11 protein-coding genes are annotated in these 12,540 nt (G+C 45.4%); 4 read left to right on the top strand and 7 right to left on the bottom strand.

The genetic code is table 11. The features are described 5' to 3' along the window. Together ACHA8N_RS17270 and ACHA8N_RS17265 are read right to left on the bottom strand one after the other, a co-directional pair. Positions 1-350 (bottom strand): hypothetical protein (locus tag ACHA8N_RS17270; RefSeq protein WP_393966462.1); only part of this gene is annotated, 350 nt, incomplete at its 3' end. A 95-nt stretch (positions 351-445) separates the two neighbouring features. Further along, positions 446-619: a hypothetical protein gene (locus tag ACHA8N_RS17265; RefSeq protein ID WP_167498320.1), complete on the bottom strand. Its 174-nt coding sequence runs from the start codon at positions 617-619 to the stop codon at positions 446-448. A gap of 131 nt (positions 620-750) precedes the next feature. On the opposite strand from ACHA8N_RS17265, the gene ACHA8N_RS17260 reads away from it, so the two are divergent. Further along, positions 751-1,332, top strand: coding sequence for an LOG family protein (locus ACHA8N_RS17260; protein WP_393966461.1), 582 nt, complete (start codon positions 751-753; stop codon positions 1,330-1,332). A gap of 122 nt (positions 1,333-1,454) precedes the next feature. On the opposite strand, the gene ACHA8N_RS17255 is transcribed toward ACHA8N_RS17260, so the two are convergent. Continuing rightward, positions 1,455-2,408 (bottom strand): ABC transporter ATP-binding protein, encoded by a 954-nt coding sequence (locus tag ACHA8N_RS17255; RefSeq protein ID WP_393966460.1) that lies wholly within the window; start codon positions 2,406-2,408, stop codon positions 1,455-1,457. A 14-nt stretch (positions 2,409-2,422) separates the two neighbouring features. Beyond that, positions 2,423-3,232, bottom strand: a complete 810-nt coding sequence (locus ACHA8N_RS17250) for an ABC transporter permease (protein ID WP_393966459.1) — start codon at positions 3,230-3,232, stop codon at positions 2,423-2,425. A 703-nt stretch (positions 3,233-3,935) separates the two neighbouring features. Here ACHA8N_RS17250 and ACHA8N_RS17245 point away from each other — a divergent pair. Further along, positions 3,936-6,044, top strand: a complete 2,109-nt coding sequence (locus ACHA8N_RS17245; protein ID WP_393966458.1) for a 5'-nucleotidase C-terminal domain-containing protein — start codon at positions 3,936-3,938, stop codon at positions 6,042-6,044. 48 nt (positions 6,045-6,092) lie between these two features. Here ACHA8N_RS17245 and ACHA8N_RS17240 read toward each other — a convergent pair whose 3' ends face one another. Further along, on the bottom strand, positions 6,093-7,511 hold the full coding sequence (locus ACHA8N_RS17240) for an ankyrin repeat domain-containing protein (protein ID WP_393966457.1): 1,419 nt from the start codon (positions 7,509-7,511) through the stop codon (positions 6,093-6,095). A gap of 208 nt (positions 7,512-7,719) precedes the next feature. Beyond that, positions 7,720-8,739: a Delta(5) desaturase DesA gene (gene desA, locus ACHA8N_RS17235; protein WP_147510321.1), complete on the bottom strand. Its 1,020-nt coding sequence runs from the start codon at positions 8,737-8,739 to the stop codon at positions 7,720-7,722. Positions 8,740-9,080: 341 nt separating this feature from the next. On the opposite strand from desA, the gene ACHA8N_RS17230 reads away from it, so the two are divergent. After that, the gene (locus ACHA8N_RS17230) at positions 9,081-9,758 is read left to right on the top strand and encodes a DUF3298 and DUF4163 domain-containing protein (protein WP_393966456.1); all 678 of its coding nucleotides are present in this window, start codon (positions 9,081-9,083) and stop codon (positions 9,756-9,758) included. Positions 9,759-9,801: 43 nt separating this feature from the next. Here the strand turns inward: ACHA8N_RS17230 and ACHA8N_RS17225 are convergent, their stop codons facing one another. Then, a complete protein-coding gene (locus ACHA8N_RS17225) occupies positions 9,802-11,337 on the bottom strand; it encodes an FAD-dependent oxidoreductase (RefSeq protein WP_393966455.1) in 1,536 nt (511 codons plus the stop codon). Positions 11,338-11,518: 181 nt separating this feature from the next. Between ACHA8N_RS17225 and galE the strand changes: the two genes are divergently transcribed. Next, positions 11,519-12,529 carry a UDP-glucose 4-epimerase GalE gene (gene galE, locus ACHA8N_RS17220; protein WP_393966454.1) on the top strand — a complete coding sequence of 337 codons (1,011 nt, stop codon included), beginning with the start codon at positions 11,519-11,521 and terminating at the stop codon, positions 12,527-12,529. Positions 12,530-12,540 lie beyond the last annotated feature (11 nt).

Here is a 12,540-nt window from a genome sequence, read left to right as displayed (position 1 = left end):
GCTACGTCACGCTTCACTGAGAATTCTGTCGGAAGGTTGTTTCCGGCTACTTCTGTTTTGATTACTGTGCCTTCTGAATGAATGATTCCAAATGCTGAAAGTGTGATTCCTACGCTACTAATAGATAAAAATAATTTATTTTTCAAGTTCATAATGAATAACCTCCTAATATTTTTGTCTAGCTTTGTAACAACATCATATATCCTTAGACCCCCTTTGAATATTCGAATACGAATATTTGGTGTAATTTGCACATTATTAACACTCACTGCATCTTTTGTCTTAGGTCGTATGTCCTTAAGTCTTTGATTCTTAATTATTCCATCCCTCTTTATATCGATAATTTGCATAAAAATAGAGGGTGAAAGATATTCATTCACTTTTTTCTATTCCTATGTTCAAAAAAAATCCATTTTGTCTGTTTTAATAGACAAAATGGATTTTTTTACTTCGATGAACGACGTAAGGCAATGAAATAGCCTACTCCGAGCAGAATGACCAATCCGAGCAACACACTGCTGATGGTTGTCCGGGTAGAGGATTCCGGTATAAAAATACCAATTGCCAGATTAATTCCGGCAATGAGTAATACAAGCCAAACGATAGTTTTAGGTCTCATCTTGTTCTCCTTCTTTCTTATTTTTTTCCTCTCGTCCTTTTTTTCGTGACACGACGACAAATCCCCTCTTATTCCAATTCCTTTGATATGATGGACTGACAGAAGATCATTTCAAGAAGGAGGAACAAGCGATGAAACAACTGGCAGTATTTTGTGGTTCAAAGGATGGAGTGACACCCATTTTTCGTGAAGCGGCAACAGAGCTTGGCACACTTCTTGCCCGTCAACAGCTGAACTTAGTCTACGGTGGTTCACGTGTCGGAACGATGGGGGCTGTTGCAGATGCTGTTCTGGCAGCAGGCGGACAGGCGAATGGTGTACTGCCGCATTTTTTACAGGAAAAAGAGATTGCGCATCCGAACCTGACAACCCTTCACCTCGTTGACTCCATGCACGACCGAAAAGCAAAGATGGCAGAACTCGCCAATGGATTTATCATCTTGCCGGGTGGACCGGGAACGATGGAGGAATTTTTTGAAGTCTTCACATGGGCTCAACTCGGTTTACATGAAAAACCATGTGGCATCTTAAACGTTGACGGCTATTATGATCCACTCGTCGCCTTATTTCAACAAATGGAGACAAAAGGCTTTTTGATTCCGGAACATGCCGGCATGTTACTCGTCGAATCTGATCCGGTCCGGTTAATGGAACGTCTGCAATCCTACGTGGCTCCCCGTGTCAAAACGTATATGAATACGGAACAAACATGAGATTTCTTTTCGATTTTCTAAAGAAGGGCTGACTTAAAATCCTCTTTTCCCGAAACAAAGGCAGCAGATGCATGATCCGCTGCCTTTGTTTCTTTTTTTACTCGCTGTCACAGGAATTTTTTTTAGAACAGTTTGGAAAGTGCTTCCGTCAAGGTTGAAAACGATGGTGTCTCGTCAATAACCATCAGACTCCCCGCCGCAAGGACAAGCAGGCTGATGCCTGACAAAATCCAACCCGGATGTTTGACGGTATCTTCCGCATCCGTATTTTTCTTCCCGACTTTAGCGGTTTGTGCCTGTTCTTTCAGACGATCTTTCCGGTATTGATGTTGCTCTTCTTTCGACAGCTTCTTGTAATCGGCCAAAAAGTTTTTATACTCCGGCAAGACATCTTTTGTTGATCCGTCCTGTTTGACTTGTCCGTATTCGAGCCAAATGACCCGCTCGCAAAAACTTTTAATCTGACTCAACGAATGACTGACAAAGATGATCGTTTTGCCTTCGTTTTTGAACTCATTCATCTTATCGATACAGCGGTTATAAAACGTTTGGTCTCCGACAGACAAGGCTTCATCGACAATCAAGATGTCCGCATCGACATTGACAGCGATGGCGAATCCGAGTCGCGACTTCATTCCGCTCGAATACTTTTTGATCGGCTGATCGATAAAGTCACCGATATCCGCGAAATCGATGATTCCCGGCATCCGGCGTTCGATTTCCGCGTCATCCATCCCGAGCATCAAACATTTCAAACGGATGTTTTCGCGTCCCGTCAACACATTCTTTAATCCTTGTGAGACTGCGATGATCGCGACTTCTCCATTGATCTCCACTTCGCCTTCATTGGCGTAGATAATACCGGAGATCAAGTTCGACAAGGTCGACTTCCCGGAGCCGTTGATCCCGACAAGACCGACCACTTCACCGGAGCCGATTTCAAGGGAGACATCCCGCAGTGCCGTGAATGTCTTGACGTCTTTACTTTTATTTTTAAACAACAGCTTAAATTTTTCTTTTGTCGTCTTCACCATATCAAATCGTTTCGTGACATGGTCGAGTTTTATCATAGACATAGCGTTTTCCTTCCTCAAACAAGCTCAGTAAATGATTTGCGGAACTTGATGTGTAAAAATGTTCCGGCTGTGAATAAGAGCAGTGTCACGCTCCAGAAATAAAGTCCGGTCGGCCATTCTTGGAAAAACCAGGCGCCACCGAGTAAGCTTGCCCGATATCCTTCCACCAAGTAAAAGATTGGATTCAGACGTAAAATACCGTGCAGTTCAGCCGGGAAACGTTCAATGTTCCATAAAATCGGTGTCAGATAAAAAAGCATCCGCATCATCGATTGTAAAAATAACTGGATGTCTTTGACGAGCGTAATCAATGTCGAAAAACAAAGAGAAAAGGCATAGACAAAAATATAAGTGGCTGCCATATAATAAGGCAACTGGAGCAGTTTCCACGTAAGCGGAATCCCGTTTGCCAGAACCACAACGAAAACAATCAGAAGCATCGCAAAATGTTGGTACATCCGCGACAAAATCACATAAGACGGAATCGCACTCATGGGGAAACGCATCTTCGTGACCATGGCCAACCGATTGTTGATCGAATTGGACCCGCGCAACAGTGCATCATTGATGAAGAACCAGACTACGATACCGCAAAGCATCCACACAATGAATGGAATATTGCCATCCACATTTTTGTTTCCTCTTAAGCCAACACCAAAAACAAACCAATAGATGAAGATTTGTAAGCCCGGATTCAGAAGCTCCCATAAAAGTCCAAGCCGTTGCTCCGCATGCGCCGATTTGATTTCATAACGTGCAAGTCGACGAATCAGCGGAAAATTCTCCACCTGTTCGCGGATGATGCTTTTCATTTCTTTCCACATAATTAATTTCCTTCCGATCTGTAAAGGTACATGTATTTTAATTCAGTTTTATCTTCAGTTAAATAAACGACGGATTGTCATTCGCGATTCTTCAAACGAATGATCCGCAGACAGGCAGACTGCCTGCATGTTGGTTAACTCCTCCTTTCTCTTTAAAACACACGTTTCTTCCTCATAATCAAACAGATATGTGAGGTCATACACTTAATCAATTCTAGCCATCGTTAAAAAACGTGTCAATGGATTAGTCAAACCGAAACAAAACCGCCTCTTTCTCATCACAGAAAAAAGCAACTTTCATAGCGTAAGATACGTCTATTAAAGTTGATTCAAAATAGAATGAACAGAGGAGATTCAATTGTAGTCGGTGGAGACGATAATCCCCAGATCAACAGAAGCGCGATGATCCCGATAATCCCTAATAAAAGCGCGCCTTTCACGGATTCCCTCATGGTCTAAGGTCTCCTTTTCCAAATATATTTTTCTTTGTGTAAACGGAATCGTTCTTTCATTTTTTCACACCAGCGCCTATAATGAAAGCGTTATCTTTTTTTGTTTTTTATTTGTTTTTCGCAAAACCTTTATGGTTTTTACAAAAAAATAACCGCTGTTTGATCATTTGAACACGTATAGTAGAAGAAGAGGTCAGTTATCGTCCCGGACCTTGTATTCATACACCTACTTTGAAGGAGGATTTTTACGTATGTACAAATCAAAACCGCTTTATGCGGCAGCTGTCGCTGTCGCCCTGACGACATCGGCAATCGTGCCGGTTGCGCAGACTACCGTATCCGCTGCAACACATGTCAAAGTCAAGACGGTTAAGCTCAAATCACTGGTCTTCACGAAAGGTGCCCCGGTCAAGTTACCAGCTACATACAAAGGGGAAGCGATTACTTGGAAAGCGTATAACAAACACGTCTTCAATGCGTACCAAACCGTAAAAGGAACATATGGTAAAAAGAAATTACCGATCGAAATTAAGATTCATATCGAAAACTACGTCATCAAAATCATCGAATCTGTACCTGAACAAACGATTTTCGTCGATCAAAAACCGGTTTTACCTAAAAAATTAGCAGTTCTGTATGCGAACGGTAAAGCCTACGACAAGACTGTCACATGGTCGAAAGTCGACACCTCAGAATCAGGAACGGTTTATGCTGTAGGAAGTGTAACACATAAAGGAAAAACCGTTACAAAAAAAGCGAAAATCAACATCCGTGATGTGAAAAAAAATGACTTTAGTCTTGCTTTGCTTCACACAAATGATACACATGCCTCACTCGACAATGCACCAAAACGGGCCACAGCGATCAAAGAGCGTCGTGCCGCATATCGTACAGAAGGTACGCCGAGTCTCCTTCTTGACGCAGGAGACGTCTTCTCCGGTTCACTTTATTTCAATGAATTCAAAGGACAGGCCGATCTTGAACTGATGAATTACATGAAATATGACATGATGACATTCGGTAACCATGAATTTGACTTGGGCGAACAGGATCAAGGTGCTGCCCTTCAAGCTTTCGTCGCCGGAGCCCAGTTCCCGTTCATCACAGCTAACGTCAACTTCAGCAAAAATCCGTTGTTCAACGGCTACCAAAAAAATACGATTACATCAGGACCTGATGAAGGTCATATTTACCAAGGAATCATTAAAGAAATCAACGGTGAGGAAGTCGGCTTCTTTGGTTTAACGACGGAAGAAACAAAAGACATCTCAAGCCCAGGAAGCGTAACGTTCTCAAACTACATCAAGAGTGCACAAGCAACTGTTGATAAATTCAAAAAACGCGGTGTCAACAAAATCGTTGCTTTGACACATATCGGTTATGATGACAATCCGGCAGTCGACAACGATCAGTTGCTCGCACGTAACGTCGATGGCATCGATGTTATCATCGGAGGACATACGCACAGTCAGTTAGATAAACCGGTCTATGTCCCAGCAGACGAAGAAACGAAGAAAAAAGAAGCGACAATCATCGCTCAGGCGTTCCAGTACAGCGACTTCCTCGGTGACGTCAACGTCACGTTTGATTACAAAGGGAAGATCAAGTCGTACGACGGTTCGCTGATTCCTGTCAAAGCGCTTGCAGCAGACGCAAAAGCAGCAGAAATCCTGAAACCATACGCAGATAAAATTGCTGCCATCAAGAATCAAGAAGTTGGGGCAACTGTCGTCAATGAGTTGGTCAATCTCCGAACTAGCCCTACAAACACCGTCAGTGTACGAAACAGCGAGACGGCACTCGGAAACTTGATCACGGATGCGATGCTCGATAAAGCGAAGAAAGTAAATCCGGAAACAGTCATCGCGGTTCAAAACAGTGGTGGAATTCGGGCTGCAATCAATGCCGGTCCATTGACAGCAGGCGAAATCCTGACGACTCTCCCATTCGGAAATACACTCGCTACTGTCAAGATGACAGGTGCTCAGTTGAAAGATCTCTTTGAAATCAGTGTTGGACTCGCACCGCTTGAAAACGGCGGATTCCTCCAAGTGTCCGGCATGAAGCTGACCTATGACGGATCAAAAGCAGCGGGACAACGTGTGACGAAAATCGAGATTGGCGCAGATGGAACATTTACAGCAGTCGACCCGGCGAAGACATACGTCGTCGCGACCAACGCATTCACTGCTAAAGGATCAGATGGTCTCACACCATTTAAGACAGCCTATGATGAAGGTCGCGTAACGGATCTCGGTTTATCTGACTGGGAGAACCTACGTGACTATGCAATCGAAAAGAAAACCCTCGATTACAAGATCGAAGGTCGGATCATCGATACAGCTAAAGCACCAAACTAATTCACGAAACGAACAGACGATTTCCCGGAGATGGGAAATCGTCTTTTTTCATAACGTCTGTGTTTGATATTGTTTCAGAAGGGCGATAATATCATCCAGCTCGTACTCTTGCGCCATCATGAGTGGTGTATAGCCGTCGGCGTTTTTCAGCGCAGGATCTGCTCCCTCGTCGAGCAAAAGCTTGACGGTCTGCTTGCCTTCCCCTTCCACAGCATGGTGTAACGGTGTATATTTTTCATCATCTTGCTGATTGATTGCTTCGCCGTGTTTTAAATACAGTTCCACAAGTTCCTTATTGTTGCTGTAGACGGCAGTAATGAACGGCCGCTCTCCAAATGTATTGACGGCATCTTCATCTGCCCCTGCGGCAAGCAGCTTCTTGAAGACATCCTCCAACCCTTCACTCGACTTACGGTAACCGAGGTAATGCAATGCTGTATCTCCGTCCGCATCTACCGCTTCGATGTCACTCGTCGGAATCAGTTGATTGATCTCATCTAAGGTTCCTTTTTGAATGGCTGCCATCAGCTCAGTTTCATCTAAATCCTCTTGCGAACTGCTGGTTTGTTCAGTCGGCATCGACCAACTTCCGAGCGTGCTCCAAATCTCCACCTTGTTCACGAGAACCAATATACCCGTCGCGACGATCACCCCGGCAAATACGACCACTATCTGGGCAGTCCGCTGCGTTTTCTTCAAAGAAGTCACGGGTCGTCCCGCCGTCTCTAAACGCCGGGCAACGGATGGCTGATGCCGGAACAAATGGCTGATCGACGAACCGATGGAAACAGGACGGATTTTTTCTTCTATGTACTGATCCAGTTGGAGGCGCGTCCATATCACAGGACCAACAATCGATTGGATAAGCGCCGGGACCCGTTCCGCTTCTTCCAATTGAGCCAGTGCCAATCGATCTGCCGTCTCCACACATGCTCTCAGATAAGCAGCACGCAGGAACGGAATCCAGCTTCCAAGAAGCAATAACAACTTTTTCTCCTCATGATTGTGCCGTAATCGGACCAGTTCCCGGATGACTTCAAATCGTGTGGCTGAATCCGTTAAGTCGGGTGAAGGCAGGACAAGCAGATACTTTTGGAACAATCCGATGGTCGCGGGACTTTTCATGTGTGGATGCCGTGTGACGAACACCTCAGGCATTTTCCATAGTCCAACCTGTTCAGCATATCGCCGAATCGCTTCGTATTCGTTTGGGTATTGTGTACTCCCTAAAAGTACACCAGTATCACGAATCGTCATCACCCGCACCCAGTGCTTGACCCAGATGATCAAGAGGAGGACAAGAACGATAGACAAAATCACTACAGCTGCTTTCCCGAGTGCAATCGCCCCGACAATCAAAGTACATCCCGTCAGAATCGTACTGATCAAAAGGAGGACGAAATACATCCGTTCTTTTCGTAAACTCCGTTTTGTCTCTAGCTCCATCGGCTGCATTTCCTTTTCCATCCCTTCACCCCCTCTGCATATTTCATAAACCACCCATTGATTTTTTAAAAACATCATCAAATAGGATATTTTTACAGTTTCCGTCTCCATCCCCATCATACCGAAAGCCCCTTCGAATGCCAATGACTTTATCGTGAAATATTGATTGAGACGTGTTCAGCACAAAAGAAAAACCTTACTTCCATTATCGGAAGCAAGGCAAGATGGATTACATGACAGATGTTTTCGGTTCACGCAAGAGATGCTTGATTTCACCGAACGTCACGAACGTTTTATTTTTAGCGTCATACAGCTTATAACGAAGCGACTTCAGACTTGAGAACAGGCCGATCGTCGTCGCTTTTTGAAGCGGTGGTGTTGCTGTATGGGCTTTTTCTAAGTTGTAGTTCGGTACACGTGGGCTTAAGTGGTGCACGTGGTGGAAACCGATGTTCCCCGTCACCCACTGTAAAACTTTCGGCAATTCGTAATACGAGCTGCCTTCGATTGCGGCCTTGACGTAATCCCATTCGCTTTCATCCTCGAAGTACGAGTCTTCAAACGTATGCTGGACGTAGAACAACCAAATGCCGAGTACGCCTGCCGTGAACATCGTCGTTCCTTGAATGATCAGGAAGGCCTGCCAACCGATGAAGTAAATCATGATGGCATACAGAACGATCAACGAGGCATTGATGACATGCGTATTGATGCGTTCTTTCTTACGGGCATCTTTCCGGTTAAAGCGGCTGACGACAAGAATCAACAAGAGTGGTCCAAGACCAAACATGACGAGCGGATTCCGGTAGAGACGGTATTTCAGACGTGTCCATTTTGAGGCTTCGACATATTCTTCAATCGTCATGACCCAAATATCACCGACACCGCGTTTGTCCAAGTTCCCGCTTGATGCATGGTGGATTGAGTGCTCACGTTTCCACTTTTCATATGGGAACAACGTCAGGATGCCTGTGATCGTTCCGACGATGGCATTGGCTTTTTTGTTTTTAAAGAATGACCCGTGTGTACAGTCATGGAAGATGATGAACATCCGGACGACGAAACCGGCTGCGACGATCGCAAGCGGGATGGCAAGCCAGACCGAAATCTGTAAGGCTTGATAAGCCAGGAACCAAGCGACGAGAAACGGCAAGATCGTATTGATCATCTGCCGGACGCTGGATTTGACGTCTGCCTTCTCAAAAGGCGAAACGTGCTTGCGGAGCTGGGCGATTTTTTCTTTACTCATGTGTTGCTTCCTCCTCGAATTCGTACAGCGTTCACGACGCTACTATGAAATGAACTTGATATAAAACCTGTAAACGGCGTTCGTGACGGTGAATTCGTAACATCCACATGAAGATCGACCCGACCGATATAGTTAAACGCTTGAATATTTTTAATACCAGGTAATTATAGCACATAAAAAAATGAATTGAATATTAAATTCTGATATCAGTCTAAATAATGAAGGTCATTTGGACTTAAAAATATCCTATTACGAATAACAAGAATATTAAGGTAAATACTTACATACCAAGTGGTATCACGTATAATAAGATTAACTTATTCATTAAGGAGTGAATGTACTTGAAAAAAGCTTGGCTCATCCCTATCCTCTCTGCAACACTGCTTGTACCGACTACCTTCTCGGTCGATGCGGCGACGAAACCGACGGTCATCACGAAGTATGCCAATAACAAAAAAGCCTTAAAGTATCCATACGTCACGAAAGGTCCATCGACGAGCGTTCGAAAAACCATTAATGCTGATTTGACGGACTTCTCAAAATTTGCCTATCAAAATTATTTAGAGGTAGAAGCTTTGCAAAAAGAAGAGACAGACCCTGCTTCTTGTAAAAAATATCCGGCGATGTGCAACTATACATACAGCACATCTTACAAAGTGTCCGGAAATAACTCTGCTTATTTGACATTCACCTTGTCTGACTACGCCTACACAGGCGGCGCACATGGACTGGGTGTCAAATACGGTGTCAACTATTCACTCAAAACCGGAAAAGAAGTGCCGATTACCGGCGTGTTAAAAACTTCGACACAAATGAAGAAAGTAGAGAAATACATCTACGACAAACTTAAGAATAACAAGAATTATTTTGTTGACCGCTTGAGCGACGTTGACGTATCTAAAAATACCGAGTATCTGATGATGAAAGACGGCATCAAAGTCATCTTCCAATCGTATGAAATCGCTCCTTATTCGACAGGACAACCGGAAATCTTCGTCCCGAAAAGCGTTTTTCAATAAGTAAATAGAAACGTCCCCACACAAAAAATGTAGGGACGTTTTCTCATTCATTCCATTTTTTCAACGGTTTCACCGCCGGTCCTTCCAGTACATTTCCTTCATAGTCAAACCGGGAGCCGTGACACGGACAATCCCACGAGCGTTCCCCGTTGTTCCATTTCACGTCGCAACCCATATGTGTACACGTCGTCTTGACAAGATGAAGTTCGCCGGACAAATCCCGATACCCGCCGACCGTTTTACCGCCATACCGGACGAGTCCTCCTTCATCGATGCTAAGGTCGTCCGCCGATCGGCTTGTTCGGCTCACTTTTCCTTTTAACAATTCAATCGCGACGTCGGCATTGTTCTTCGCGAATTGTTTTACGTCCTGTCTATGCAGCTTTGACCGATTCGGGTCAAACAACCCCCGGAATCGATTGGGTATGCCCGTCAATAAATCGGATAAGAGCAGACCGGCTGCAATCCCGTTTGTCATCCCCCATTTAGCGAATCCGGTCGCAACCAAGATGTTTGGATCGTTATCCGTCATCTGTCCGATATACGGTAATTTATCGAGTGAAATCAAATCCTGAGCAGACCAGAATTGTTCCACTTGCGTGACACGAAACTCTGCTTCCGCAAAGTCAGCTAATGCTTGATAGTTCGCTTTCGTATCCGTCTGATGACCGGACAGATGATTCTCTCCGCCAAACAGTCCAAGTCGTTTTCCGTCCGCTGTATGCGTATGCCGAAGCGACCGGCTCGGCTGATCGGCACTCATGAACATGCCGTCCGGGAAATCTTCCGGAACAAATCCCGACACGATATACGAGCGATGCACTTCAAGTTTCGAGAAATAGAGTCCTTTGAAGTCATTGAACGGAAAGTGTGTCGCGACGATCACTTTTTGTGCCTCGATTTGGTGACCGGATTCAAGCAACACGGTTGGTGTCCGTTTCGATTCGACAGACGTCGCACGTGTCTGTTCGTACAGCTTCCCGCCTTGTTCCGTAAAGTGACGTGCGAGACCTAGTAAGTATTTGACAGGATGGAACTGGGCTTGATTGCGGATGACAAGCGCTTGTTCGACGGGATATGGCAATCTGTCTTTGACTTCTTGCGTCGCATCACCACCGTTGATACCGATCCGGCTGTAGGCGTCCCCTTCTTTTATCAGTTGCTTGTGTTTCGGTCCACTGGACGCGACGTACAGATACGCATCCTGATCTTCTAGTTCACAATCGATGGCAAGGCGCGTCGTCTGATCGCGCAGAAAATGGATCGCTTCTTCGTTCGCTTCATGATACAACCGTGCTTTCTCCTCGCCGAACATACGAATCAATTCGTCGTAAATCAAACCGTGTTGAGAGGAAACTTTCGCCGTCGTATAACCGGTCGTTCCGCTTGCGATCTGGTCAGCCTCGATCATCGTCACGTCATATCCCCGTTCAATCAGTTGAACAGCCGTGACGAGCCCGGCGATACCAGCCCCGATGATGACAACATCACTCGTCAAATTCGTTTCAAGTCTCGGATAGGTCGAAGGTTCAAGCGAAGTACGCCAATATGATGTTGGAAAACCATTCAGTTGCTCCATTTTTTCAGCCTCCATCATTATCATTTTTTATCCGACTCCCCTTACACATACCCTTGTCTCTTTGAAAACATTCATTTAATGTATATTTTCAATTATTGCCCAAAGAGTTCCTTGACTTCTTTTCTTCTCCCATTCCATGCTATGATATTGTAAATAATGGTACCGAAATGGAGAGTGTAATATGAATATTTTAGTTACAGGCGGAGCAGGCTACATCGGCAGTCACACGTGTCTTGAGCTTTTGCGGGAAGGACACGATGTCATCATCGTCGACAACTTGAGCAACAGTCATAAAAGTGCCGTTACCCGAATCGAACAATTGGCAGAACGGTCTTTGACGTTTTATGAAGTCGATGTCCGAAACGAAGCGCGGCTCGAAGAGATTTTTTCGGCCCATCCGATTGACGCTGTCATTCACTTCGCCGGATTGAAGGCGGTCGGCGAGTCTGTCGCCCAACCCCTCACCTACTATCAAAATAACCTGATCAGCTCACTCGTCCTATTCGAGACAATGGCACGACATGACGTCAAAAAACTGGTCTTCAGTTCATCGGCTACGGTCTACGGCATTCCGGAAGTCACGCCAATCGATGAGTCCGCTCCCCGTTCGACGACGAATCCGTACGGGACGACGAAATTGATGATCGAACAAATTCTCGAAGACATCGCGGCGGCAGATGCTGCGTGGGATATTTCCCTGCTTCGTTACTTTAATCCGATTGGTGCAGATACGAGCGGCTGGATCGGCGAAGATCCAAATGGCATTCCGAACAATCTCATGCCGTATGTCACGCAAGTCGCTGCCGGTAAACTGGATACCCTTCAAATTTTCGGCAATGATTACGGGACAGATGACGGAACCGGCGTCCGGGACTACATCCACGTCGTCGATTTGGCGAAAGGTCACGTTAAGGCACTCGAGCATCGGCATGCCGGTATCGAGGCGTTTAATCTCGGAACCGGACAAGGGACAAGTGTTCTCGAACTCGTCGCGACGTTCGAGGAAGCCACCAATATGACAATCGACCGTCAATTCGCGGAACGGCGTCCAGGAGACGTCGCGACGTGCTACGCCGATGCTTCAAAAGCGGAACAGACACTGGGCTGGAAAGCCGAAAAAACGTTATATGATATGTGTAAAGATGCGTGGCGTTGGCAATCACAAAACCCGGACGGTTATCGTTCGCGTTAAGGACGCCAAAA

It is taken from the genome of Exiguobacterium sp. S22-S28 (assembly GCF_043359615.1).
Lineage (GTDB): Bacteria > Bacillota > Bacilli > Exiguobacteriales > Exiguobacteriaceae > Exiguobacterium_A.
Note: the sequence above shows the minus strand (reverse complement) of the source record. Positions and strands in the feature narration are given on the sequence as shown.

Bases quoted from the DNA above. Each gene is read 5' to 3' on its own strand.
- ACHA8N_RS17250 (WP_393966459.1), bottom strand. From the start codon at position 3,232: ATGTGGAAAGAAATGAAAAGCATCATCCGCGAACAGGTGGAGAATTTT.
- ACHA8N_RS17240 (WP_393966457.1), bottom strand. From the start codon at position 7,511: ATGGAAAAGGAAATGCAGCCGATGGAGCTAGAGACAAAACGGAGTTTA.
- galE (WP_393966454.1), top strand. From the start codon at position 11,519: ATGAATATTTTAGTTACAGGCGGAGCAGGCTACATCGGCAGTCACACG.
- ACHA8N_RS17225 (WP_393966455.1), bottom strand. From the start codon at position 11,337: ATGGAGCAACTGAATGGTTTTCCAACATCATATTGGCGTACTTCGCTT.
- desA (WP_147510321.1), bottom strand. From the start codon at position 8,739: ATGAGTAAAGAAAAAATCGCCCAGCTCCGCAAGCACGTTTCGCCTTTT.
- ACHA8N_RS17255 (WP_393966460.1), bottom strand. From the start codon at position 2,408: ATGTCTATGATAAAACTCGACCATGTCACGAAACGATTTGATATGGTG.
- ACHA8N_RS17265 (WP_167498320.1), bottom strand. From the start codon at position 619: ATGAGACCTAAAACTATCGTTTGGCTTGTATTACTCATTGCCGGAATT.
- ACHA8N_RS17245 (WP_393966458.1), top strand. From the start codon at position 3,936: ATGTACAAATCAAAACCGCTTTATGCGGCAGCTGTCGCTGTCGCCCTG.
- ACHA8N_RS17260 (WP_393966461.1), top strand. From the start codon at position 751: ATGAAACAACTGGCAGTATTTTGTGGTTCAAAGGATGGAGTGACACCC.